General features: G+C 41.4%; 20 protein-coding genes and 3 pseudogenes. 11 read left to right on the top strand and 12 right to left on the bottom strand.

What is annotated here, in order from left to right; genetic code table 11:
- Positions 1-231 precede the first annotated feature (231 nt).
- Positions 232-631: pseudogene (locus V7K61_RS07045) on the top strand (two-partner secretion domain-containing protein); the annotation flags it as partial.
- Positions 632-724: 93 nt separating this feature from the next.
- Positions 725-1,534 (top strand): prohibitin family protein, encoded by an 810-nt coding sequence (locus tag V7K61_RS07040; RefSeq protein WP_335052180.1) that lies wholly within the window; start codon positions 725-727, stop codon positions 1,532-1,534.
- A 122-nt stretch (positions 1,535-1,656) separates the two neighbouring features.
- Here the strand turns inward: V7K61_RS07040 and V7K61_RS07035 are convergent, their stop codons facing one another.
- Positions 1,657-2,118 carry a hypothetical protein gene (locus V7K61_RS07035; RefSeq protein WP_334844904.1) on the bottom strand — a complete coding sequence of 154 codons (462 nt, stop codon included), beginning with the start codon at positions 2,116-2,118 and terminating at the stop codon, positions 1,657-1,659.
- A gap of 486 nt (positions 2,119-2,604) precedes the next feature.
- Here V7K61_RS07035 and V7K61_RS07030 point away from each other — a divergent pair, with 486 nt between their 5' ends.
- Entirely contained in the window at positions 2,605-2,877 is a 273-nt protein-coding gene (locus V7K61_RS07030) for a hypothetical protein (protein ID WP_335052178.1), read from the top strand.
- Between the two features lie 294 nt (positions 2,878-3,171).
- On the opposite strand, the gene V7K61_RS07025 is transcribed toward V7K61_RS07030, so the two are convergent.
- From V7K61_RS07025 to V7K61_RS07015, 3 genes are read right to left on the bottom strand one after another with little or no spacing between them, the layout of a single operon-like run.
- Positions 3,172-3,606, bottom strand: coding sequence for a DUF2358 domain-containing protein (locus tag V7K61_RS07025; protein ID WP_335052176.1), 435 nt, complete (start codon positions 3,604-3,606; stop codon positions 3,172-3,174).
- A gap of 12 nt (positions 3,607-3,618) precedes the next feature.
- The gene (locus V7K61_RS07020) at positions 3,619-4,773 is read right to left on the bottom strand and encodes a glycoside hydrolase family 10 protein (protein WP_335052174.1); all 1,155 of its coding nucleotides are present in this window, start codon (positions 4,771-4,773) and stop codon (positions 3,619-3,621) included.
- Positions 4,774-4,806: 33 nt separating this feature from the next.
- Positions 4,807-5,625 (bottom strand): DUF1206 domain-containing protein, encoded by an 819-nt coding sequence (locus V7K61_RS07015; RefSeq protein WP_335052172.1) that lies wholly within the window; start codon positions 5,623-5,625, stop codon positions 4,807-4,809.
- 205 nt (positions 5,626-5,830) lie between these two features.
- On the opposite strand from V7K61_RS07015, the gene V7K61_RS07010 reads away from it, so the two are divergent.
- From V7K61_RS07010 to V7K61_RS06995, 4 genes are all read left to right on the top strand, one after another.
- On the top strand, positions 5,831-6,694 hold the full coding sequence (locus V7K61_RS07010) for an alpha/beta fold hydrolase (protein ID WP_335052170.1): 864 nt from the start codon (positions 5,831-5,833) through the stop codon (positions 6,692-6,694).
- A 316-nt stretch (positions 6,695-7,010) separates the two neighbouring features.
- Positions 7,011-7,466 (top strand): pentapeptide repeat-containing protein, encoded by a 456-nt coding sequence (locus V7K61_RS07005; protein WP_335052167.1) that lies wholly within the window; start codon positions 7,011-7,013, stop codon positions 7,464-7,466.
- A 412-nt stretch (positions 7,467-7,878) separates the two neighbouring features.
- Complete coding sequence (locus V7K61_RS07000; protein ID WP_335052165.1) at positions 7,879-9,156, top strand: MFS transporter; 1,278 nt, start codon at positions 7,879-7,881, stop codon at positions 9,154-9,156.
- Entirely contained in the window at positions 9,153-10,337 is a 1,185-nt protein-coding gene (locus tag V7K61_RS06995) for an anion transporter (protein WP_335052163.1), read from the top strand. Before V7K61_RS07000 ends, V7K61_RS06995 begins: the two co-directional genes overlap by 4 nt.
- A gap of 222 nt (positions 10,338-10,559) precedes the next feature.
- Here the strand turns inward: V7K61_RS06995 and V7K61_RS06990 are convergent, their stop codons facing one another.
- From V7K61_RS06990 to V7K61_RS06975, 4 genes are all read right to left on the bottom strand, one after another.
- Entirely contained in the window at positions 10,560-10,871 is a 312-nt protein-coding gene (locus V7K61_RS06990; RefSeq protein ID WP_335052161.1) for a hypothetical protein, read from the bottom strand.
- Between the two features lie 25 nt (positions 10,872-10,896).
- Positions 10,897-12,291, bottom strand: a complete 1,395-nt coding sequence (locus V7K61_RS06985) for an RNA polymerase factor sigma-54 (RefSeq protein WP_335052159.1) — start codon at positions 12,289-12,291, stop codon at positions 10,897-10,899.
- 180 nt (positions 12,292-12,471) lie between these two features.
- Positions 12,472-13,797, bottom strand: coding sequence for a sigma-54-dependent transcriptional regulator (locus V7K61_RS06980; RefSeq protein ID WP_335052157.1), 1,326 nt, complete (start codon positions 13,795-13,797; stop codon positions 12,472-12,474).
- Entirely contained in the window at positions 13,790-15,238 is a 1,449-nt protein-coding gene (locus V7K61_RS06975; RefSeq protein WP_335052155.1) for a sensor histidine kinase, read from the bottom strand. The genes V7K61_RS06980 and V7K61_RS06975 overlap by 8 nt, the downstream gene beginning before the upstream one ends.
- 287 nt (positions 15,239-15,525) lie before the next feature.
- On the opposite strand from V7K61_RS06975, the gene V7K61_RS06970 reads away from it, so the two are divergent.
- Complete coding sequence (locus V7K61_RS06970; protein WP_335052153.1) at positions 15,526-16,488, top strand: hypothetical protein; 963 nt, start codon at positions 15,526-15,528, stop codon at positions 16,486-16,488.
- A 178-nt stretch (positions 16,489-16,666) separates the two neighbouring features.
- On the opposite strand, the gene metK is transcribed toward V7K61_RS06970, so the two are convergent.
- Positions 16,667-17,941 carry a methionine adenosyltransferase gene (metK, locus tag V7K61_RS06965; RefSeq protein WP_335052185.1) on the bottom strand — a complete coding sequence of 425 codons (1,275 nt, stop codon included), beginning with the start codon at positions 17,939-17,941 and terminating at the stop codon, positions 16,667-16,669.
- Between the two features lie 262 nt (positions 17,942-18,203).
- The gene (locus tag V7K61_RS06960; RefSeq protein WP_289796420.1) at positions 18,204-19,208 is read right to left on the bottom strand and encodes a phosphoribulokinase; all 1,005 of its coding nucleotides are present in this window, start codon (positions 19,206-19,208) and stop codon (positions 18,204-18,206) included.
- Positions 19,209-20,659: 1,451 nt separating this feature from the next.
- Between V7K61_RS06960 and petH the strand changes: the two genes are divergently transcribed.
- From petH to V7K61_RS06945, 3 genes and pseudogenes are all read left to right on the top strand, one after another.
- Positions 20,660-22,006, top strand: coding sequence for a ferredoxin--NADP reductase (gene petH, locus V7K61_RS06955; RefSeq protein WP_335052149.1), 1,347 nt, complete (start codon positions 20,660-20,662; stop codon positions 22,004-22,006).
- Between the two features lie 255 nt (positions 22,007-22,261).
- Entirely contained in the window at positions 22,262-23,548 is a 1,287-nt protein-coding gene (locus V7K61_RS06950) for a homoserine dehydrogenase (RefSeq protein ID WP_335052183.1), read from the top strand.
- A 162-nt stretch (positions 23,549-23,710) separates the two neighbouring features.
- Positions 23,711-23,962: pseudogene (locus tag V7K61_RS06945) on the top strand (Uma2 family endonuclease); the annotation flags it as partial.
- Here the strand turns inward: V7K61_RS06945 and V7K61_RS06940 are convergent.
- Both V7K61_RS06940 and V7K61_RS06935 read right to left on the bottom strand, forming a co-directional pair.
- Positions 23,959-24,420 carry a serine/threonine protein kinase gene (locus tag V7K61_RS06940; RefSeq protein ID WP_335052181.1) on the bottom strand — a complete coding sequence of 154 codons (462 nt, stop codon included), beginning with the start codon at positions 24,418-24,420 and terminating at the stop codon, positions 23,959-23,961. The pseudogene V7K61_RS06945 and the gene V7K61_RS06940 sit on opposite strands and share 4 nt — an antisense overlap.
- 23 nt (positions 24,421-24,443) lie before the next feature.
- Positions 24,444-24,743: pseudogene (locus V7K61_RS06935) on the bottom strand (transposase); the annotation flags it as partial.
- Positions 24,744-24,864: the final 121 nt, after the last annotated feature.

Below are 24,864 nucleotides of genomic sequence, written 5' to 3'. Positions count from 1 at the left end.
GATAGTTTAGGGGTAGCCCTACGCAAAAATAGCTCGATGCCAGGTTTTATAATTCATACAAAAGCCCCACGCTTCACAGTCTGGGGCTTTTTGTTATGGTTGTGTGACAAAAAAACTATGCATTTAATAACTATATTCCTAATTCCTATATTTAAATTGATTTTTGTAGAGCGATCACATTAACAGTTTATCGTAAGTTTGGCGAACTATAAAAGTACATTTGCTAGTTCTAATCCTAATGTATTTTTGATAAATCCCAATGGGGTTGTGTTTGGAAAGAATGCAAGTTTAGATGTGCAGGCTTCGTTTGTGCGGACAACTGCAAATGGGGTAGGGTACAGTTGGTAGGGTACAGTTTGGCAATCAAGGTGTTTTTAGTGCAACAAATCCCCAAGCAGCAACTTTGTTGACAATTAGCACCAAGCGACAAGAAAAATCTTTTACCATCACAGGTTCTGGTGCTTTGACTACTAATCGTCCTGGGGTTTTGGTTTCTAACTACACAACTGGTGAGGTGAGAGGTGTCGAAACTACATACCGTCCCTGGAAGAAAGGCGATCGGATTATCGAACCTACTGGTGTATATCGGCTGAATAATGGGCAGTTGCTATTGAGTCGAGAATGTTCTTAATTTTGGATCAAGTCGAGCTAAAATCATGACGGGAAGAAGCCCATAACTCCTAAATATGTGTCTCTATGCAAGATGCATACATGGTTCACACAGATGATAAAAATTACAAGTTTTAACAGTGCCGGTAAACTGACCGCTCTTTTGTTTTTGATAACTCTCTTCCTCACGCCTTGTGTGATTGTAAATGCAGGAGAACGTGGTGTATTAATGAAATTTGGCGAAGTACAAAACCAGATATTAGGAGAAGGACTTCACTTAATTATTCCTGTAGTCAATACTGTAAAAAAGTTGAGTATTAGAGTCCAAAAACAGGAAATTTCTGCTGAGGCTTCTTCCAAAGATTTACAAAATGTTTTCGCTGATGTAGCTCTCAATTGGCATATTATTCCACAGGAAGCAAATGTCATTTTTCAGGAAATTGGAGATGAACAAAATGTAGTTATTCGGATTATTAACCCAGCAGTTGAAGAAGTACTCAAAGCTGTAATAGCAAAGTATACTGCTGAAGAAATTATTACTAAACGAGGAGAAGTCAAAAGTGGAGTAGATGATGCCTTGTCCACAAGATTGGGTAGCTATCACGTTGCAGTTGATGATATTTCTCTAGTTCATGTCCATTTTTCAGAACGATTTGGTGAGGCGGTGGAGGCGAAGCAGATTGCTGAACAAGAAGCAAAACGAGCAGAATTTATCGCATTGAAAGCAACAAAAGAGGCTGAAGCAAAAGTGAATTTAGCCAAAGGAGAGGCTGAGACGCACAGATTATTACGTGATGGTTTAACTCCAGAAATTCTGCAAAGGCAAGCAATAGAAAAATGGAATGGTAAGTTGCCATTAATTGTAAGTAAAGAGGCTCCAAAATTGTTGAATTTAAGTGAATTTTTAAAATTTGATGAGAATTGATCTTCTTGTTCGCTGATTTACTCTCCATCCAGAGACTCAAAACCCCGATTTTTTGAAATAGTATGGACGTATAGAGGTGCGCCCATACTATCGATTCCTTTGTAGAAAAGTGATAAACTAAATTAACTGTTGGAGAATAAAATGGGAGAATCAAGAATCTTCAACTGGATCAATAGCATAATCAACAGGGTATAAACTGTTGAAGAAATTAGACCTGTGAACAATTCTTTTTTGAGGTTATGCTCTTGAGGTTCTTTTTGAAAAATGTCCTTAGAACCGAATTGCATCAAGAGAATTCCCACAATATTAGAGAGCCAGTATCCGATAATTGAGCAAGGTAGAAGTAATTTTGGGGAAAGTAAACTACATGCATACCCAAAACCATAAGCTATGGGCAAATTAAATAGTAGGTCATTCCACCAACATAGTGGTGACAACAAATATCCCAGTACCAGAAAAAATCCACCCCTGAGTTTTTTGAAAATGTCTTTTTTGAATTCTACTGGAGTAGACTGTTGTAACTGATCTATTGCTGTATCTCCTGTTACATTCAACTCTTGACTAACGTTTTGGACGCTTTCCATAAAAACCCACTATTCCTATCGTTTTAGTGTAGTTTAATATATAAATTAAATTAACGTCTAGTACACGAGTGATAACATTTTGGCTTTTTGATGCTGAAAGTTTTACCACAGAATACTTTCAGCAAAATTGAGGTTTAAATCAGCTGCAACTTAACAATATCTGATTTCTATTCAGAGACATATCAGTTAGTTCGCTTCTTGCAGAATCTGGGTTTTATTTCAGTATCTGAGCTAAACAGAACAATTTATACACACTTGAGACAATGAACGTTATTTGTCGCTTAATAAGTTTTAAAATCAAAATAGCTCTTCCTAGATTATATCACACGATGACTTCCAACACCGATACTGCAATAGCCAGAGCTTCATTAAGTTAGGATGGGTGGATGTTGAGTTGCAAAATTTTTATGTTTTTGCATGTAGCAAGGGCAGAAATTTTAACTAATAATAGCTACAATAAAAATGCTGAGGCATCTTAATCGAAAAATGACAGATTTAACTTCAAATAGCACCTTTTTAATAGCAGGAATTGTTTTTATAACGATTGCTGTAATCGGGCAATCTAAATTAGCTTTTATTGAAATCAATCCCGGTTGTTTTGGGAGATTTCTTGCTTTACTTCTTGGGATTTCGAGCCTATTATATGCTTTGGGATTACTCAATTTTTCTGCCGTAAACCTTGACTTATTAAGAACTTCTCTGACAGAGCAAATCAAACAAAGCATAAGTTCAATTAATGAGCTTTTGCAAGGTTCGTAATAGGTCTCAAAAATAATTTTTTGGCTCCATTTCAATACTTTTAGGTTAAGGGTAAAAGGTAGAATTCACCCCTTAACCTTTGAAAATACTACTAATATATGCTCCGAGAATACTGTAAGTCAGGCTAGCCATTACTAATAAAGTAACAATCACATAAATAAATTATCGCTGTAGTAAAAAAGTCATTTGATTAGATAATTTTTATTTTTTAATTGAGCAAGTTTTCAGGTATACCTATAGAGATATAGGAAGATATAGGGGGGGGAGATAAAGTACAGCTTTATCGAGGTTGGATTAAGCTGTACCTCCTTTTTCCCTTTGCCAAAACTGCCGTAAAATCTCCCCTGGCTTTCTATCCCAGGTGTCGATATGCTCATATATCAAATTATCTTGATTGAGTTTATATGTTGAATAGCCATTAAAAAGCAACCCTGCTTTCCAGGGAACGCGCAACACTCCCCGCACCGTCCACTTTGCTAAAATCGTGTCTTCGGCTGACTGATAAACCTCATGTACATCAAAGTGAATTTGGGTAAAAAATAGCCGAGCGTGAAATCGTAAAGTCCAAAATATAATCCGATAATTAAATTTGTATTTGAATGTATTCACCGGATCTTTAAAATAGATATCCTGTGTATAGATGTGATATGAGATATCTTTTTCAAAAAGTTTTGGTAAATCCTCTTTTAAAGTCTTAATTACTCGTTCCACTGGCAATTGATATTCCACGCACCTTTTCCCTTAAAAAATCTTTTTTAACAAATTTTCCACTCCTGACCAAATAGAAGATGTCTTCTTGTTACTCACACTAGCTGCATTTAAATCTGACAGAGTGGGAAATGATGCAGACTTAGCATAAGGCCCATTGCGCAAAACTTTAGCAAGAGTATTGTTATTCTCGCGCAAACCTTCGTAAAAAAAGAATACCTCTCCTTGAATGCCAAGTTGACGATTGTATTCAATTGCCTGCACCAGATATTCTGGACTAATACAGTAAGACCCAAGCTTCATAAGTATTGCTGGTGCTAACTTGGGCAGTGTCGCATTTGTGAACTGCTGGTTTACCAGTTTATCAGCGATCGCAGCGTAACTCCTAAAGTCACGGCGATAAATCTGCGGCTGAATCATATCAACTATTCCCCGCTTTAGCCATGCGGGTGAATCTTGCAGATATTCCTGGAATGCCCAATTATAGATATTAGGTGCGATCGCTACTAATAAATTAGGATTTACCACTTTCACCTCCCGGTAGAGACGCGCCAAAAACTCAGTAAGAATATCTGCACGCCACTGTAACCATTGTTTATCCTTAGCGTTCTGTGGCGGATTGCGATCGAATTCCTGGCGATAGCGGGTGACAGTTCCCCGATCGTAGCCACCTTCAGAGGGTAATGCTGGCAAGCGATCGTCTCCTTGAACACCATCCACATCATAATTCTTTACAACTTCCAGCACCAAGCTCAACAAGAATTCTTGCACCTGTGCATCGAGGGCATTCAACCACTCAAAGCCGTTTTTCTTCAGTAAGTTGCCGTTGCGATCGCGCGCAGCCCATTCCGGTTTTTTCTGTAAAAGTACACCACCATTCAAATTGTAGGAACTGGCAAAACCATATTCAAACCAAGGAATAACTTTTAACCCAACTCGCCGCGCCTCAACTACCACCTCTTCTAAGGGGTCACGGCCTAAAGACATAGGGTCAATTTCGACTCCAAAAGTCTGCTGCATTATTTGGCTAGGATATAAAGTTACTGCCTTGTTCCAAACAACGGGAAACACCACATTAAATCCTGTCTCGGCCAGGAAATCCATCGCCTCGGCAATGCGTTCCTTCGATCTGAGAACTTTACTATCAGTAGTAGTCAGCCAAATACCACGGGTTTCTATTATTGCCATTTCTATAAATTGAAATTCTCGGCACTGCACTATCTAAACATTGACTAGCCGACGATACCGCGCCTGTATTATTGTGTAAATCCCATAGGCAACTAAACCTAGTGCCACAATACCCAAAAGCCATGCTCCGTTAGGCTGTTGGGCTAGCGTCTGTAATACTTCATCCAAACCTTCTGCGGTAGCGGCGTCCGATTGCCTTGCAGCTTCAATTAAAAACCAACCGATAATACAAAATACTATACCCCGTGCCGCTAAACCAAATCTGGAAATCCTCATTACCCATTGAGCTTCTGTGTTGCTTAATTCAGTTAAATTGAGTTCTTTACGAAATTTGCCACTAAAAGCTTGATAAAACTGATAGAAACCTAGAGCAATTACAAACGCCCCCACAGTTCCAACTAACCATTCACCAAAGGGTTGAGAAAGCAAACGTGCTGTTGAATCTTCAGTAGAATCACTACTATTTTTACCGCTACCTGTACCCATAACGATTTGCACAGCACTTAAGGCTAAACTTGCATAAATCAACCCATTAACTGCGTAACCAATTCGCACTGCCAAACCTTTGGCATCATTACCTTTGTTTTCTGGGTCTTTAATTGCCTGTACAAAACGCCAGATTACGTATCCAATCAAGCCGATTGCAACTAAAGCCAGCAAAAATTGACCAAATGGCTGGTTAACGATTGTTTGGAGAGCGCCTTGGGTATCAGTTGTTTTGCCGCCCATGCCAAGAGCCGCCTGTGCTGCCAGTAGTCCAACTATACCGTAAACTACTCCCTTGGAAACATAGCCAAATCGTCCCAGTCGCTCAACCCACAATGAAGCATGGTTTGTCAACTGTTGTGTCATGGTAGTTGGAGAAAATTATTATATCTACCTTTTACCAAAATTTACCGACGATTCACATCTACCCCAAGGCAAATTGTCTAATGTTTTTGCAAAAAATTACTATCGGAATAATGTCTTTCAATAGATGTGTGGCCGATCAAAATAATATTACAGTTGCTAAGTACATTATTATTTTGTGTTTTTTAATGCTAAGTCTGGACTAATTATGTCTTTAATAGAAATGTCTTGGAAACACGAATATATAACTACCAATGGGGTAAAACTACATTACGTTACCCAAGGTGAAGGCCCCTTAATGTTGATGTTGCATGGGTTTCCTGAGTTTTGGTACTCTTGGCGGCATCAAATACCAGAATTTGCCCAAGATTTTAAAGTCGTCGCTCTTGACTTGCGTGGCTACAACGATAGTGATAAACCAAATGATCAATCAGCTTATGTAATGGATGAGTTTATCAAAGATGTTGAGGGAGTAATTAAAGGATTAGGATACCAAAAATGTGTATTAGTTGGACATGATTGGGGTGGTGCGATCGCTTGGGCTTTTGCATACACTTATCCCGAAATGGTAGAGCGATTAATTATTCTTAACCTACCTCATCCTGCCAAATTTGCCCAAGGCTTACGTACTCCCCAACAGTTGCAGCGAAGTTACTATATTTTCCTCTTTCAACTACCTTGGATACCAGAATTCTTCTTACAATTTTCAGACTACCAAGCAATTGAAACAATTTTTAAAGGTACAGCAGTTAACAAAAGTGCTTTCACTAAAGCGGATATTGACGCATATAAAGATGCTGCTGCAAAACGAGGTGCTCTCACAGCAATGTTGAACTACTACCGCAATGTTTTTCAGCAGAAAATGCTAAATCCAAATTGGGGCATTCTGGAAGTGCCAACACTGATGATTTGGGGAGAAAATGACACTGCACTTGGCAAGGAACTAACCTACGACACCGCAGCTTATGTCAGGAATTTGCAAATCAAATACATTCCTAATTGTGGCCATTGGGTGCAGCAAGAACGGCCGGAATTGGTTAATCAGTATATGCGAGAATTTCTGAAGACTTAAGAGGACTTAATATAAACCATCAATTGATAAGTATAAATACTTCTATAACTAGCTATAGCAAGTAGCACCAGTTTTTACTTTTAATAAGATTTAATAGTGATTTAATACTGGCATTTTTTCCGTAATTTTTGGTAAAAATCGCCAAAAAAGCGAAATTAATGGCATTTTTGACATCACTTTTCTCTGTGTTTCAGATCGCAATTAACTTGTCAAAAGATAGATTGTCACAAGATACATTGACCTCCCGAAGTTTAGTGAGATAATAGAGCTGTGAGGGACAGAACGGACGCAACTCGATTATTAAGGGGGAAAATTTATGAAACTCCAGCTATTAGCGGCCATGGCCTTAGCAACACCCCTATTTTTCGGAAGCTCGGTTAGAGCCGAGAATCCACAGGATTTACAAAAGCTGCTTTCAACTGGGGAATGTGTTAAGTGCGAACTATCAGGAGCTAACCTTAGTGGCGCTCATTTAATTGGTGCTGACTTGAGAGGCTCGAAGCTCCAAGGAGCTAACCTTGTAGGAGCTAACCTCGAAGGTGCTGACTTAACTGGTGCAAACTTGGCAGGTGCTAACCTAACATCTGCTTATGTAACCAATGTCAATTTGAAGCAAGTTAATCTCAACGGAGTAAATTTTACTCGTGCTACGATTCACGATTCTAATGTGTATCAAGCATCAATGAACGATCTAAATCTTACTGATGCGGAAATATTTAACACTGGAATCGGGATTGGGGGAGAAGACGCTGAAATTCCCGATTGGAAATAGACTCAACTGAGTACACAGCTTAAAATCAATTCAACATAGGTTTTGGCGGGTTTTAAATCAAGTAAACTAGTTTTTGCCAGAATTATCCTTAAAACCTGCCTCCACAAAAATATTAAAATAAATGAAACCCCTCTGCATTGTAATCACTTTACTATGGCAAAAGCAGAGGGGGTTTATTTTTGCGATCGCGCTGATATCTACACAAAAAAGTGCAATCAAAATCTGAAAATCTTTACTATTCCCATTAAAGGACTTTACTGCCCCTAACTGAAAATCAGGGTTTCGGCTATTACTTGCGTAAGTTGTACATAGCACAAAGAGGGTTTTTTCGCTAGATGCAATTGATTTGGCACGATTTTTGCATAAGAGTATTGTGACCCCTCCATAGCTGACAAAATATCACTAAAGACTTATGCAACAACAGCGAAAACCGAGTCAGAAGAGTTTGCGATCGCTTGATTACTTAAATGTGTTTCTCGCAGATGTGCGCGATGGTGTTGGGCCATATTTGAGCATTTACCTGAAAGCTTCAGCAAATTGGAACCCTGCTCAGATTGGCATGGCGATGTCAGCTTCGGCAATTGCCACAGTTATTGCTCAAACACCAGCTGGTGCATTGGTTGACAGGCTACGTCAAAAACGGATGTTGATTGTACTGGCGGCTGTGTTTGTTTCTATCGGCTGTATTGCTATGGGGTTGTTCCCCAATTTGCCTGTTGTCATCGGCTCTCAAATTATGATTGGGATTGCTGCTGCAATTTTCCCACCTGCGATTACTGCTATTACTCTGGGACTCGTAGGACATGAGAGATTAGATAGGCGGGTAGGTCGTAATGAAACATTTAACCATACAGGTAATCTGCTAGCTGCAACTCTCGCTGGTTTAGTGGGTTACTTTATTGCACGCAAGGCAATATTTTTCCTGGTTGCAGCTATGGCTGTGGGCAGTATTATTTCAGTGAGGATGATTCGTGAAAGAGAGATTGACCACGAATTAGCGCGTGGAGATGGTGAAGAGGGCGAAGAAAGCAAAGAGGAAGATAATGAAAAACATCAGCAGCGCAATGAAGGCATATTGCAATTATTAAGCGATCGCAAAATCTTATTCTTTACTGTTGCAGTAGTTCTGTTTCACTTTGCCAATGCTGCTATGTTACCGCTAGTTGGTCAAGAATTGGCACAGGGTAAAGGGACAAGTGACACAGTTTATATGTCAGCTTGTATCATTGTGGCTCAGTTAGTGATGATTCCAGTGTCTAACTTGGCTGGGCGTTTCGCACATACAGCCCGAAAACCCATATTTTTGCTGGGCTTTGCCGTCTTACCGATTCGAGGAGTGCTGTATACACTTTCGGACAATCCCTATTTTCTCGTTTCTGTGCAAATTCTGGATGGTATTGCAGGCGGGATTTTTGGAGTGCTTTCGGTGTTGATGGTAGCTGATTTGACTAAAGGCACGGGACGCTTTAATGTTACCCAAGGGATGCTCAACACTGCCATTGGTGTTGGTGCGGGTTTGAGCAACGTGTTAGCTGGATTTGTGGTTAAAAGTGCTGGTTACAATGTTGGTTTTTTGATTTTAGCAGCGATCGCAGTTGTGGCTTTAGCAGTTTTTTGGTTCTGTGTACCTGAAACAAAAACAGGAGTTAATAGAAAGGCATCACCTCAAAATAATCTAGCGAAATCATGATTGTTTTCAGATACATCATCATTGGGCTGACTTATATAGGTTTGGGTTTAGGATATCTCCCTGGTTTACGGATGAACCGAGCCAGTATTGCTTTAGTTGGTGCATCTTTGTTGATGGCTTTCGGGGTGTTAGACCTCAAAGAAGCATGGCAAGCTATAGACTATAAAACGCTGATTTTCCTGTTTGGCATGATGGTAATCAGCACAAATTTAGCTTACGCTGGTTTTTTCCAACTAACCCTTGATACAGTTACACACTTTACCCGTAGCCCTTTGGGTTTGCTAATTGTTTTAACTTTTGGCAGTGGAATTCTCTCGGCTTTTTTTCTGAATGATACTATCGCTCTAATTTTTACTCCTTTGGTTCTCGGTTTAACCCAAACTTTGAACCTCAATCCGATTCCTTACTTACTTGCCTTGGCAGGAGCAACTAATTTGGGTTCAGTGGCTACCTTAAGTGGTAATCCGCAAAATATTTTGATTGGTTCCTTCTCTGGTATCAGCTATCTCGATTTTGCGAAAGCATTGACTCCCATCGCATTAGTAAGTTTGTTGATCCAAATTGGGTTATTGTGGTGGCTTTATCCTGATGTCCGTTCTACTAAATCTTGTCCGAGTGTAACCCCCGTGCGTTACCGCATATTTAAACCATTGCTGACTAAAAGCCTATTGATTACGGCAGGACTATTAATTGCATTCTTAATTGGGATACCTCCAGCCCAAGCAACATTTGTAGCTGCTGGTTTACTCTTCATTACTAGGCGAATCAAACCGCAACGAGTTTTAAATAAAGTGGATTGGGATTTACTGGTAATGTTTTCTGGACTATTTATTGTGACTGCTGGAGTAGAAAAATTAGGAATATTGAATTTATTTAGCGGTTTGGTTTATACTCCCTTGAGCATATTAGGAATTACTGCTCTGCTTTCAAATTTAGTTTCTAATGTTCCAGCAGTATTATTACTACAACATTTAATTCCCCATCCAGACACAAGAACCTGGTTACTATTAGCAGCAGGATCTACCTTAGCAGGTAATCTAACTTTGTTAGGTTCAGTTGCTAATTTAATTGTTGCTGAGGCTGTCGCAAAACTTGGTTATCAATTGTCATTCTGGGAACATCTGCGTTTTGGTCTACCGCTAACTGTCGTGACTCTTATCCTGGCTTATTTTTGGATTTAGGGACTTCCAAATAAAAAAATACTCAAAAAACCGGCGAAAAAACTCTCTCCTTCCAATACGGTTCGGATAAGGTTTTTTGATGACACGCCGCTAATTGCAAAGCAAAGACGCGATAAATCGCCGTCTTTACAAAGGACGATTGTAGAGACGGCGATTTATCGCGTCTCTTTCCTCAATCCAAGCGTATTGCCTTAGTCATTAGTCATTCGTCAACAATCAAACTTAAAATTTCAGGCTCAAAGCCGCAAGGTTCAAGCTCAAAGGTGCAAGGTTCAAGCTCAAAGGCGCAACGTTCAGGTTCAAAGCCGCAACGTTCAGGTTCAAAGGTGCAACGTTCAAGCTCAAAGGTGCAACTTCGAGGCTAAAAGACGCAACGTTCAGGTTCAAAGCCGCAACGTTCAGGTTCAAAGGTGCAACTTCCAGGCTAAAAGACGCAACGTTCAGGTTCAAAGCCGCAACGTTCAGGTTCAAAGGCTCAACGTTCAGGTTCAAAGGCTCAACGTTCAGGTTCAAAGGCTCAACGTTCAGGTTCAAAGGTGCAACTTCCAGGCTTAAAGGCTCAACTTTGATATTTCAAGAGACTTCCTTGCTTCCTGCTCTTGCTTCCCATCTTTTTATCAGTCAACTTGCGGTGATGTGATGACTTTATCCCAGAAATTTTACGGTATTTTGTAACTGTTCTGCGAGTGATTGGCAGACAAAATCGGATTTTCAAAAGCTGGGCTAATTGCTCATCAGTATAAGGATTGGCGGGTGATTCTTCTGCAATTAACTGTAATAGCATCTGTTGGATTTGTTGAGGAGTACGTCCGCCTACTCCTACAGGAACACATAGTGAATGCAACGGAATTATCCGACTGTGTTGATTGCAAACTAATATATGCCGTCCCCGCACAATCCGGCTGACTGTAGAGTTACTAAGTCCCACGGATTGGGCTACTAATTGCTGAGGGGTAGATACTAAGTCTAATTTATCCCGACTCTGCAAAAAAGCTTGCTGGCGCTCAACTAAAAATTTACCAACTTTAAGTAGATTTTCTTGCCATTGTTGCAAAGCTGTGAGTAAATTTCTAGCTTTTTGTAATAATGCTTCTAGCTGTTGGGTATCTCGCCTTGATTTTGGTGATTCTTGCAAAAGCCTAATGGCTTCGGAATTTAAACAAAAACGTTGTTTGACTTCATAAGCTAAAGAAATTTGCCAGCTTCCAGCTATTAGCTCAACTTTTAAATCAGGGGTGACGATGGGAGCATCGCTACCACCGAAGTTTCTGGCAGGACGGGGTTCTAATTCTTGAATCTCATAAATAGCATTGGTGATTTTCTCAATGTCAACATCAATATTTTGGTGCAGCTTTTGTAATAGTACTTGACAATTGTGCTTTGACTCTGAAGTATTACCAATACAATTTGCTATTTCTTCTAAATAATTTTTAACTAGTAGAAAAGCTAGACTTTCAGGCTGGTCTTTGAGTTGTACTAATAGACATTCTTGTAGGGTTCGTGTACCAATTCCAGGTGGATCTAAACTTTGGAGAATAGGCACAACAGCTTCTAATTCTTTTGCACTCCAGATACTACCATCTGCCCAAACTTCTGGAGTTTCTTCTAAGTAACCGGAGTTTGATAACCACTGAGTTAGATAGGTTAAGGCTTCACGTTGTCTTGATGGGATTGATAAAGCTGATATTTGTCCAAAAAGATGTTCGCTTAAGCTTAATTCCTGGGCGATGGGACTGTACCAATTAGGTAGAATATCGTCTAAAAGTGCTTCGCTGTTATGGAAATCAGAATTTTCTACTATAAATGGATTATGTTTACATTCTTCTCGAAGATGGTCGAATACTCGTTTTCCATCCCACGGCAAGAAGCGAACTAAATACTGTAGGGTTGGGTAAATAACGGTTTGAGTTTCTAGGTGTGTTTCTAGTGTAGATGCTGAATTTAAGGAATTCATTAGTTAGGAGTTAGGAGTTAGGAGTTAGGAGTTAGGAGTTAGGAGTTAGGTTAAATCATCACTATAAATCAATCCAGTTCAGTTAGGCATTTCTTTCTTTCTTTGTTTCTTTGCGTTCTTTGCGTCCTTTGCGGTTCGTTAAAAAAATTGACTTTGATAAAGAGTTAAGCCTTAATTGTGCTATAAATTCCATTGTTTCTTTTTTTGCTCAAAGCTTTCGACGGAAATTCCTAATGCTTTGTGGGGTGCTTGGGGATAAAGTGCTAAAGCATGGCGGATAAAGTTTATTTCTAACTGAGCGATCGCTTGTTCTAAGTTCAAATTCATCTGATATTCTTGATTAAAAATGAGATGCTCTGAAAGAATGGTTCTTCCTCCAGAAAAAACTGCTGCTCTCTCTAAAGTATTTTGCAGTTCTCGCACATTTCCTGGCCAAGCGTAATCTCTGAGTTTTTTTAGGGCGGTTGAGGTGATTGCTAAATTTTTCATTCCATTTCTTAGGGCAATAGAACTTAAAAAATGTTGGGTAAGTTGTTCTAAATCTTCGGGGCGATCGCGCAAAGGTGGCAGTTCAATTCGTACTACATTAAAGCGATAGTAAAGGTCTTCTCGAAACTGATTGAGGCGTACCAATTGCTCTAAATTCCGATTGGTGGCAGCTAAAATGCGGACATCTACAGTTTTGGTTTGGTTACTACCCAAGCGCTCGAAGGATTTATCTTGTAATACTCGCAACAATTTTCCTTGAATTATCTGGCTCAATTCTCCGACTTCATCGAGAAAAATTGTACCGCCATTAGCCTGTTCAAAGCGACCAATTCGCAAGTGATTCGCTCCAGTGAAGGCTCCTTTTTCGTGACCAAATAATTCTGCTTCTAACAAATGTTCTGGAAGGGCTGCACAGTTAACTTTTACCAAAGGGCCGCGACTGCGAGGGCTAGCATTATGTAGTGTGGAAGCGACTAACTCTTTGCCTGTACCTGATTCACCGACAATCAAAACTGTGGTGTTACCTTGGGCAAGTCTACCAATGAGTTTAAAAACTTCCGCCATTTTAGGCGATCGCCCCAATAGTTCTTCTGGCTGTCCGAGATTTTGGATATTTGCTTCACCAATTTGCTCGGCTGATGCTTGGGAATGAGCTAAAGCTTTTTGCGCTAAGTTAACTAAATCTTCTAAATCGAAGGGTTTAGTTAAGTAATCATAAGCTCCCAACTGCATAGCTTCAATGGCTGTGCGACTTGTACCATAAGCTGTCATCACAATGACTGGCAGTTCAAATAGAGTCTTACTACCTAAAGCTTTTAAAACAGCACTACCCTGAGTTTTGGGCATTTTCAAATCCAGAAATACCAAGTCAGGACGAGATGTGATATCCTGTTGAATCATCTTCAGTCCTTGTTCTCCGTCTCCTGCCTCTACAACGTCGTGGCCTTCATCTTTTAAAATCTGCGCCATCGCTTGACGCAAAGCTTTTTCGTCATCAATAATCAAAATCTTAGCCATCGTTGTGATTCTTCGGTAAGTAAACGCTAAAAACGGTGCAACCCGGTTGAGATTTCAAATCAATATGCCCTCCGTGTCGGGTGACAATCTCGTGGCTAATGGCTAAACCTAAACCTGTTCCTTGGGGTTTTGTGGAATAAAAAGGATCGAAAATGCGATCGCGTTCTTCTGGTGCTAAACCTGCGCCAGTGTCTTTTACCCAAATCACTAAGTAATCTTGTTCTTGGCTTACACCAACCTCTACTTCACTTTCCGGTGGACTAGCTTGGATGGCATTTAAGATTAAGTTAACCATCACCTGTCCTAACTCTCGGTGGCGTAGTGGTACTTGAGGCAAAGGTTCAGCAGCAGAGCGATAAAAAAGCGTTACTCCCTGTTCTTCGGCTTTGAGACGCAACAGAGAAACTGATTCAAAAGCGATCGCTTCTAGGGAAGTAATTACCATTTCTTCTTGCTGATTTTGGTCAAAATACAATAGCCGTCGTACCAGCATCTCTAAACGGTCTACTTGCTCTAGTAAACTAGCGATCGGTAAAGTCGTAATTCCCTGCTTTTTTAATTGTCGTTCTGTATATTGCAAATTGAGGCGCATACTAGCTAAAGGATTGCGGACTTCATGAGCTACCCCCGCTACCAGTTGTCCCAGAGAAGCCAAGCGCTCAACTCGGTGCAGGCGTTGCTCTAACTCTTGGCGGTGGTATTGCATACTATTAATTGCAGTTCCCAACAGTCCCATTTCTGCGGGTAGCGGAGGAATTAGCGAAGCTTTATCCTCTTCCATTGCCTTAATACTTTGCTGGAGTCGCTGCACTCCCCACTGAAGTTGTAAGGCAATATAAAAAGTCCAAACTCCCACGACTAAAATTCCTAAAACTACGAAAACACTTAAAACGTTTTGATTGCTATCTTCTAGATGAGGCATACGTTTCATCGTCCACACCGCACCCCACAGAGGTAGGGGATCGGCACGCATTATCAAGATATCAAGACCAGGATGCAATACTAATTCCTGGGGTAAACCTTGGCTTGTGGCTCTCCGAGTCAATTGCAAAATTGTGTCTCGCTCAACGGGAGGAATATCTTTTTTGGGGACAGGGCCTCCGTGGGTAGGATAGGCATAGCCTAAAAGCTGGTCTTGTTGCAGCAGATAAAATCCCCCTTCTACCCTTGGAAAAGCAGTTAGGGCATCGTTTGAAAGTTCCGCCAACGGCTTACCTGGCTTTGGTGTTTGCCCAGGATTTGATTCCCAAAACAGCTTAATTAGTCTGGTGTTGGCAAAAGCTAATTCTCTCTGATTTCTGGCAACAACAGCACCTTCCAGACTTTGAAATAGTTGTACCACTAACCACAAAGCAGCTCCACTTAAACCTAAAAAAAGGATGCTGAGGATTGTTAGCTGTCGCCGCAGTGTCCAACGTTGAGGTAACACAATAGGTTGCATGGAATAAGGGTTAGAACTTCTAGAAGTGCAAAAACTATAGCGGTTCTCGTTTGGATGCAGTACCCGTTGACCCCACCCCCAACCCCTCCCCGCAAGCGGGGAGGGGAGACAAAGCGTAGCTTTGGCGGGGTGGGGTTCCGAGTGGATTACAACGAAGCGCAAAAACTATGCCAAATTCCAGTCGCTCATTTTTCATCCTGCCTTACTAACTAGCGAGTGTCTTGTATCTATGGCACGAGTTTTGCACTCTTACAGTTATGGTTAGCGATTAAATTCAGTTAAAGCAGATGAATAACTCCAAAGTTCGTATTCCGAAAGAAATTGCTCCCGATGTTTTCGCTCTAGCGGCTCAGTTGTATGCCCAAGAAAATCAGGATTATTCTTTAGAAGAGATTATGCAAGCTGGGGCGGAAGTACAAATTCCGCCAGAGATGATTCAACAAGCTATACAGCAGATTCAAGCCAAGCAAATCCGAGATCGCGATCGCCAACGCAGGTTAAAGTTAATTTTAACTAGTGGCGGCATCGGCGCAGCGATCGCACTTTTCGGTTTTTGGACATACAATACTATTGCTAGTAATGCTACACCAAAGGGGCGATCGCTAGAAGCTAATCTCCCAAGTGCCAATTTAGCCAATCCTAATCCTCTAGAGATTCCCCCAGCACCCCCACGAGAATTACCCCCCACAGCCGGAACCACTTTCACCGGAGAGGTAAAACAGTATCTTCTCAACGCTGAAGGTAAGGTGGATGGGCTATTACTCAATAACGGACTACAGGTAAAATTTCCTCCCCAGATGGCGGACAGTTTAGTGGGGATAATTACCCCAAACACGAAAGTGAGCATTTTTGGCAATCCTGGCTTTTCTACTCGCTTCGGACAGGAAGTGAGAGCCAAAAAAATCACCAATTCTCAAACTGGACAGACTTTAGTCGAACAACCTCCCACAACAGCCCCCCAACCCCCCAACTTAAACAACTACAGTACCTTATCTGCGGAGGGAACTGCTCAAAATTGGTTGGTGGGACATCGAGGAGAAATTAACGGCGTTATTATTTCCAATGGCACAATTATCAAATTCCCGCCCCATGTAGGCGAACAGCTAGCCAGCATCTCGAACATCGGAAACACAATTCAAGCCAAAGGATTCGGCACTCGCAATCGTTACGGACAGATTTTAGAAGCCACAGCATTGTCAGTTAATGGGCAATCTGTATCTTTGCAACCAAAAGCCATCACCAACCCGTAATACCATTGACAAAAATCTTTGCAACAGATGAATCTGCTGTCGGGGCGTTTAGCTTGACAAAGTAGTAGTTTTACTTTTGGATATTCAGGTGGCTAGTAAAAAATGAGGGTATTGCTAACTTGTTAAGTTGCCAATACCCTCACGTAGATAAACTAAGTTTTTGTAGTAGCCTATAAGTCTAAGTTACTGCCTGAGCAACTACTGCCGAAAGTGACTCATTTGCTGCTTGCTTCAACAATTCGGCTTTATCGGTCTGTTCCCAAGGCAAGTCTAAATCAGTCCGCCCAAAATGACCGTAAGCCGCGACGTCCTGATAAAAACGTCCGCCTCGTTCACTTGGTAAGTTCCGTAAGTTGAAGGTATGGATAATCCCGGCTGGACGGAGTTCAAAGTGTTTGTTGATTAATTCCAGTAAGGTTTCTTCATCCACTTTGCCAGTACCAAAGGTATCCACTAAGATACTTGTTGGTCGTGCTACACCAATAGCATAAGATAGCTGGATTTCAACTTTTTCTGCCAACCCAGCGGCGACAATATTTTTCGCTACATAGCGAGCCGCATAAGCAGCAGAACGGTCTACTTTCGTGGGGTCTTTGCCAGAAAAAGCGCCGCCACCATGTCGTGAATAGCCACCGTAGGTATCAACGATTATTTTCCGTCCTGTCAGACCAGAGTCTCCTTGAGGACCACCAACGACAAATTTGCCAGTGGGGTTGACTAAAAAGCGTGTTTCCTCATTAGGCTTAATGTCAATGTCGCCAAAAACAGGTTCGACCACTGCTGACCAGAGGTCTTGTTTAATTTTGGCTTGTACCGCCGCCTCATCCGTAATTTCCCCAATACTGGCTGTATGCTGGGTGGAAATCAAGATAGTGTCAATACCCACTGGTCGTCCATCTTCATAGACCACAGTTACTTGGGTTTTGCCGTCAGGACGCAGGTATGACAATTCACCTGTTTTACGAACTGCTGCCAATCGGCGAGCAATGCGGTGGGCGAGACTGATGGGTAAGGGCATCAGTTCTGGTGTTTCGTTGCTGGCAAAGCCAAACATTATACCTTGATCGCCCGCGCCAATTTTGTCAAATTGTTCATCGCTATCTTGTTCGCGGGTTTCTTGGGCGGTGTTAACGCCTTGGGCAATATCGGGTGATTGTTCGTCTATAGCCAGCAAAACGCTGGTGCTGTTAGCAGAAAAACCATTATCGGCATTGGTGTAGCCAATTTCAGCAATTTTTTTGCGGGCGAGATTGACGAAATTTACGTTAGCTTTGGTGGTTATTTCACCAGTGATTAGCACCAAACCAGTATTAACTACGACTTCAGCGGCGACACGACTGCTAGGGTCTTGTGTCAATAGGGCATCCAGAATAGTATCAGAAATCTGATCGCAGATTTTATCTGGATGACCTTCGGTGACTGACTCAGAGGTAAATAGATATCGACGAGACAAAGGAAATTCCTCCATCGAGAGTTTTTTCGTTAACTAAATGTGAGTATTTAGTTCAACTACTAATTTATGAAATCATAACAATATTTATACTTCAGTCGTTAGTATCTTCTTGATATTGATAAAAACCACTAACTATAAGGTAAATATCCGTAAGTCAGATAAATGTATGCTAATTATTTTGTAGCTAAAATGTATTTAATAACACAAAAAAAAGGGGGTACCCGGAAGCGCCCCCATAAGCTTTGACACAAACACTGCTGCTTTAAACCTGAATCGCTAACTTTGCTTCCGTAGCTGTCAACCGCTCATAAGCAGCGCGCATCTTCAAACCTGTAAGCACTTGGAAGAAACCAGTTCCATTATTGGAACCTGGATACTCGCGGTGCTGGAGTAACAAGTGAGTCAATTCACCCTGATATTTGGTGGATGTATTGCTGAGATGGGTTTCGATGTAAATTACTTCTTCCAAGTTGTCAAATTGACCATCGACCTCTAATACTGAGACATAGCGGCCATAGTAAACATCTGAACCGTAGTACAACTGCATACCAGGGTAAGAACAGGTCAGCTTACGTCCACAGGGAGTCCAATTAATTGTTGACCCTTCATCAAATAGGTAGGTTGGATCGAAGCCCTCCTTACCTTCCCGCTGGAGCATACGTACCCGTAAGACTCTACGTTCGGTGTCGTTTTTGATCAAGTTCGTGGGTAATACCTGGAGAACCACATCGGCAAATTCTCTTTGTGGTTCGATAAACTTTTCAAAGTCAGGTTTGCGGGAATTGATTTGCGCTAAGACATCTTCGTAGCGATGACCGCGTTCAGCCATATCTCGCTGGATTTTCCAGGCAATTTTGACTTCATCACTAATGTCAAAATAAACACTGAAGTCGATTAGCGATCGCACCCGCTCATCATATAAAGGATGCAGCCCTTCAACAACTATAATGTGATTCGGCTCTACCCGCTCTGGCGGGTCAATCAAGCCGGTTTCGTGGTTGTAAATCGGCTTATCAATAGCTTGACCACTTTTGAGCGCTTTAATTTGCTCATACATCAGGTCAAAATTGTTTGCTCTAGGGTCTAGTGCCGTTATCCCCGTTTCTTTACGCTGTTTGCGATCCAAGGAGTGATAGTCATCCAAACAGATGACTGTCATTAAATCTTCACCAAACAAATCTATCAAACGACGCAAAAACGTAGATTTACCGCAACCAGAGTCTCCGGCTACTCCAATCAGTACCACGCGTTCCGGCTTACTTGTCATAAATCTCCTCTAAAATACTAAAGTTGTGTCAATAATTTTTCACACAGCAGATTCCGAAGCCAGGAGTTTACCCCTTTGGTTTATCCTGCGTTCTTGCTACCTAGCACATCTATAAGACACCAAGCGGGTAGGGAACAAAGTAATCAGGAGGCAGGAGGCAGGAGGCAGGAGTAACCCACGTTTAAAAGCGTGGGACTTAAGCTGTAGATGCCTTGAATCTCGCGGCACTTTTGGCTCAATACAATTCTTATTTTTAAACTGGGCTTTTGACCTAGAAATAAAAAAAAATTCATTCATACTTCTTTCCTCCTGCCTTGTCTACGACACGCTGCGCGATCTGCCCTTTGCCTCCTGCCTACTCTTTTAAGTTGCTACTCGTCGGACTAGCCTGAATGTTGGTGCCGGTAAGTATTTAATCCTAGTGATATATTTGATTTTAACAGAAGGGGGTATCCCATACAAGATTGCTGTCAAGAAGAATTAGCGTGGTTCCTCAATCATTTTTTTGTTAATTTAGTTGTTAATTTAAAAATGGGGATCAGCACTGGCCATCAGCGTTGCACCTTTATCAGTTTGCTACTTGTGACTCTATAGAATCAAGACTATAAAGTATAATTTATTATTGCCGCAAAATTGCCGCAAATTTTCTAATGTTCCTAAATTGTAATTTCTGCTCGACAATACTTAATATATTCAAAGCAAAAATCTATCCAACGAATGAGGAAATAACTTGCATTACCCAAATTCTTGGCTGTAAATTTATGAATATGCTCATTCATATAGAAGCGTTGACGTTATGGCAAAGTACTGATGCAAGGTTGACAGATTTTTCACATCAAGTGAAACTAATTACAGTTGCTTAAATTATGATTGTCTTTCTCGTGATATTTGTGGCTGGAGTTGTCCTAGTTATGTAATTGTCCATAGATAGGTAATGAAGATAGCTAACAACATTCCAGAAGAGTAGTAGATTTGGAGAAGTAAAACCAATCGGAAGAAAACCTTCCTTTCTTGGCATTCTCCAATTTAAACCCCTGGAGTAAGCAAGCACAAGGGAAGCTTTTGGAGGTAAACTGAGCGGTAGCTTCCACCGATCAAAGTAGCCCTCCGAAAATATCTACTATTGTGATATTGTAAGTTGCTCATAGGGTACTAAGGTAAAAAGCTATCTCCCTGATGGGGGTGGTAGTTAAGGAAAAAAAGATTAAATTGATTCATTATTAACATTCTCCACAAGACTTATCCTTTACCTTAGAAGGTGAACAGGTGTGTTTTTTGCTATGCCTGCATGTCTTTGGTGAGTGTACTTAGCAAGGCATTAATTTAATGATGCCGTTTTTCCTTCTTTATCCAGTTTTGTGAAACGAAAATCCGGTAAACTAAAGCTGGCATGGGATGGGAATAGTTTTTTTTGAAAAACGGTTAAGTAAATTATCGGAGTGGTAGAACGAATGTACAATCAAGGTGCTGTTGAGGGTGCTGCCAACACAGAATTAGGTAGCCGCATCTTCCTTTATGAAGTAGTGGGTTTGCGTCAGAGTGAAGAAACCGATCAAACTAACTACCCAATTCGGAAAAGTGGCAGTGTGTTCATCAGAGTGCCTTACAACCGCATGAATCAAGAAATGCGACGTATCACTCGTCTAGGCGGCACAATTGTTAGCATCCAACCCGTAACTGCGCTAGAGCCAGTTAATGGTAAAGCCTCACTTGGGAGTGCTACAAGCGTTGTCAGCGAGTTAGCTACATCTGGGGAAACTGCTAACAGTGAAGGAAATGGTAAAGCCACACCTGTAAATGCTCATAGTGAAACCAAAGGTTTCGCTAAACCACCAGCTGAAGAACAGCTCAAGAACAAGGACAAGAAAGGCAACACCATGACTCAAGCGAAAGCCAAAAAAGACCACGGTGACGTTCCTGTTAACACTTACCGTCCCAATGCTCCGTTCATTGGCAAGGTAGTATCTAATGAACCGCTAGTCAAAGAAGGTGGGATTGGTATTGTTCAACACCTCAAATTTGACATTTCCGCCGGGGATTTGAAGTATATAGAAGGTCAAAGTATTGGGATTATTCCACCAGGATTAGACAAGAACGGCAAGCCAGAAAAACTTAGACTCTATTCTATCGCCTCAACTCGTCATGGCGATGATGTGGATGATAAGACAGTATCACTGTGCGTCCGCCAATTGGAGTACAAGCACCCAGAAACTAGCGAAACAGTCTACGGTGTTTGCTCTACGCACCTGTGTTTCCTCAAGCCAGGGGAAGAGGTAAAAATTACAGGGCCAGTGGGTAAGGAAATGTTGTTACCCGAAGATCCCGAAGCTAATGTCATCATGTTGGCAACTGGAACGGGTATTGCCCCCATGCGGGCTTATCTGTGGCGTCAGTTTAAAGATGCAGAAAGAGCAGCTAACCCAGAATACCAATTTAAAGGATTCTCTTGGCTAATATTTGGCGTGCCTACAACTCCAAACCTTTTATATAAGGAAGAGCTGGAAGAAATTCAACAAAAATATCCTGATAACTTCCGCCTCACTGCTGCCATTAGCCGCGAACAAAAAAATCCCCAAGGCGGTAGAATGTACATCCAAGACCGCGTAGCAGAACATGCTGATGAATTGTGGCAGTTGATTAAAAATGAAAAAACCCACACATACATCTGCGGTTTGCGAGGTATGGAAGAAGGTATTGATGCAGCATTAACTACTGCTGCTGCTAAGGAAGGCGTAACCTGGAGTGATTACCAGAAGCAACTCAAGAAAGCTCATCGCTGGCACGTAGAAACCTATTAAGTGCTGAGTGCTGAGTGCTGAGTTTTGAGTTCTAAGTTATGAAGTAGAAACTTATTAAGTGCTGAGTGCTGAGTTCTAAGTTATGAATTAGTAGGGTGGGCAATGCTCACCCTACAATTGTTTTGTTATGAATATTGTAAATAGCTGAGGCAAGAGTTCTCAGTTCTGAAGAGTAGAGTACTAAATAATACTTGTTACTACTCAGCACTCAGCACTCAGCACTCAGCACTAAAAAATAAATTGGGTGCAAAATTTGTGGGTGTGAAACTAGGAATACTGGGATTAGGCACCGTGGGAACGGGAACAGTGCAGTTGTTGCAAGATAGCGCTGGGCGTCACCCATTGTTGCAAGAGATAGAAATTTATCGGGTGGGAGTGCGATCGCTAGATAAACCCCGTGCAGTAGAATTGTCTACGGAAGTCTTAACCACAGATTTAGAATCAATTGTCAACGATCCAGCGGTGGATATAGTTGTCGAGGTGATGGGTGGACTAGAGCCGGCGCGATCGCTTATTCTCAAAGCTTTAAGTAATGGTAAGCATGTAGTCACAGCTAATAAAGCAGCGATCGCCCGCTTCGGAGCAGAAATTTTCACCACTGCCAATCAAGCTGGCGTATACGTCATGCTAGAAGCCGCTGTGGGTGGTGGTATTCCAGTGATTCAACCCCTAAAGCAATCTTTAAGTGTTAACCGAATTCATACTGTAACGGGTATTGTTAACGGTACAACAAACTACATCCTGACACGGATGCAAACAGAAGGCAGCAACTTTAATGATGTCTTAGCTGATGCCCAGCGATTGGGTTATGCTGAGGCTGACCCCACCGCTGATGTGGATGGCTTAGACGCAGCTGATAAAATTGCCATCCTGGCATCATTAGGTTTCGGTGGACGCATCAACCTCCAAGATGTTTATACTGAAGGGATTCGGCAAGTGAGCAAAACAGATATTGCCTACGCCGAAAAATTGGGATTTGTGATTAAATTGTTAGCGATCGCTAAACGTGATATTCCCTCATCTCCCCTTTCCGTAAGAGTTCATCCTACCTTAGTGCCTCAAGCCCACCCTTTGGCTAGCATCAACGGCGTTTACAATGCCATTCTTGTCGAAGGAGAACCTATCGGGCAAGTAATGTTTTTTGGCCCCGGTGCTGGTGCTGGTGCAACCGCCAGTGCTGTCACGTCAGATATTTTGAATTTAGTTGCTATCCTCAAAACTAATACAGCAGTTACAAATCCATTATTAGCTTGTGGGCATCAGGAATACTGCCAAATTGCGCCGATGGCAGAATTGATAACTCGATTTTATGCCCGTTTCCTCACCAATGATCAACCCGGAGTTATCGGTAAATTGGGTACTTGCTTTGGCAACTATGGCGTTAGCTTAGAGTCAATTGTCCAAACAGGCTTTCAAGGGGAACTTGCAGAGATTGTGGTTGTTACCCATGATGTGCGGGAAGGCAATTTTAGGCAAGCTTTGGCAGAAATTCGGGATTTGTCAGCGATCGAAAGCATTCCCAGCTTACTGCGTGTACTTTGAGATTAGTCGGGAGTGAAGCTCGTCAACTTGCTTTGCTCCAATTTTTAATTACCTCAAAGGATTACAATCTCCATTTTATACAAACCAAGCTGCGAGTAAAACTTGGTTAACTAAGCAAGCTAAACTAAAAAATAAACTTCACCCCAGCGCGAGGCTAGACTTATGACCTCTGCAACCGATCCATCCACCGCCCTCACTCCTTTCCCCGATCATACGCAGCTACCAGAGTCAGACGGTACATTTGTGAAAAATTGGCAAGAGCATCCCCAAAGCATCTTACTCACTGACTCAATTACACCTATCCTTAAACAATTACATCCTGAAGGTCAATATTGTATAGGTCAGGACTTAGGTATTTACTGGCGTTTGACAGATCCGCCAGAACGAGGCGCAGAAGCACCAGATTGGTTTTATGGAGGACGCTGGTTAAAATCTAGCTTCATGCCTGTTAGAATTGCGCGGTTGGTGCGATCGCTAATCTGAGAATTATGTTTTTTCGGTTCCACTAAAGGAGCGTTATCTACCTTCCGTTTAAACGCATCCACTGGTGTTTTTCCAGTCAGAAGCACATAAAGAGTTGCCGCCAGAGAATAAATATCGCTATATGCCCCTGTTGGTTTAGTATGTTGAGCATAAAGCTCAGGGGGTGTAAATCCCTCAGAAGTTTCCTTGGTTCGATTTGTGGTTAAGATGTGGTCAAAATCCAGAGCTAAACCAAAATCAATTAGCACCGCTTCAGATTGTCCTTCTCGCACCCGCAAAAAGATGTTTCCTGGATGTACATCTCGATGAATCAATCGATTTTCATGCACAACTATTAAAGCTTCACCAATTTGCTGAATGTAGCGTAGTGCTTCTTGTTCAGAAAGAATTTGTTGGCGACGATCAGCTAAATTTAATAAACAGCATTACCTTTATTTTTAATTTTGCGTTCCCATTTAATAATAAGACCTCCTTCATTTAACAATTTATTTAACAACTCTTCTAGCTGTGAGACTGACTCGAACAATCTATGAGCTATATATTCTTTTGCTGAATGCCAAACCAATTCAATTAAATTATAATCTGGACTATAAGGTGGTAGAAATTCCAGGATAATATTTGGCATTTCTGCCTTGATACGAGCTAAAATATCTTTTCTTTTATGGAAGCTGGCATTATCTAAGATAATCACTATTTTCGCAGAACATTTTCTGTTGTTTCAACACCCCTCCCAGCTAGAGCTATCCATTATAAACATCTTTCTTAACAGAGAAATTGACATAAGAGAGAAAATATGGTCTTGGTAGGAAAAGGGATAACAGCAGATCAAAGTC

Source organism: Nostoc sp., assembly GCF_036918015.1.
Lineage (GTDB): Bacteria > Cyanobacteriota > Cyanobacteriia > Cyanobacteriales > Nostocaceae > Nostoc.
Note: the sequence above shows the minus strand (reverse complement) of the source record. Positions and strands in the feature narration are given on the sequence as shown.

Coding starts and splice junctions, on each gene's coding strand:
- V7K61_RS07040 (WP_335052180.1), top strand. CDS start 725: ATGATAAAAATTACAAGTTTTAACAGTGCCGGTAAACTGACCGCTCTT.
- V7K61_RS07035 (WP_334844904.1), bottom strand. CDS start 2,118: ATGGAAAGCGTCCAAAACGTTAGTCAAGAGTTGAATGTAACAGGAGAT.
- V7K61_RS07030 (WP_335052178.1), top strand. CDS start 2,605: ATGACAGATTTAACTTCAAATAGCACCTTTTTAATAGCAGGAATTGTT.
- V7K61_RS07020 (WP_335052174.1), bottom strand. CDS start 4,773: ATGGCAATAATAGAAACCCGTGGTATTTGGCTGACTACTACTGATAGT.
- V7K61_RS07015 (WP_335052172.1), bottom strand. CDS start 5,625: ATGACACAACAGTTGACAAACCATGCTTCATTGTGGGTTGAGCGACTG.
- V7K61_RS07010 (WP_335052170.1), top strand. CDS start 5,831: ATGTCTTTAATAGAAATGTCTTGGAAACACGAATATATAACTACCAAT.
- V7K61_RS07005 (WP_335052167.1), top strand. CDS start 7,011: ATGAAACTCCAGCTATTAGCGGCCATGGCCTTAGCAACACCCCTATTT.
- V7K61_RS07000 (WP_335052165.1), top strand. CDS start 7,879: ATGCAACAACAGCGAAAACCGAGTCAGAAGAGTTTGCGATCGCTTGAT.
- V7K61_RS06995 (WP_335052163.1), top strand. CDS start 9,153: ATGATTGTTTTCAGATACATCATCATTGGGCTGACTTATATAGGTTTG.
- V7K61_RS06985 (WP_335052159.1), bottom strand. CDS start 12,291: ATGAATTCCTTAAATTCAGCATCTACACTAGAAACACACCTAGAAACT.
- V7K61_RS06980 (WP_335052157.1), bottom strand. CDS start 13,797: ATGGCTAAGATTTTGATTATTGATGACGAAAAAGCTTTGCGTCAAGCG.
- V7K61_RS06975 (WP_335052155.1), bottom strand. CDS start 15,238: ATGCAACCTATTGTGTTACCTCAACGTTGGACACTGCGGCGACAGCTA.
- V7K61_RS06970 (WP_335052153.1), top strand. CDS start 15,526: ATGAATAACTCCAAAGTTCGTATTCCGAAAGAAATTGCTCCCGATGTT.
- V7K61_RS06960 (WP_289796420.1), bottom strand. CDS start 19,208: ATGACAAGTAAGCCGGAACGCGTGGTACTGATTGGAGTAGCCGGAGAC.
- petH (WP_335052149.1), top strand. CDS start 20,660: ATGTACAATCAAGGTGCTGTTGAGGGTGCTGCCAACACAGAATTAGGT.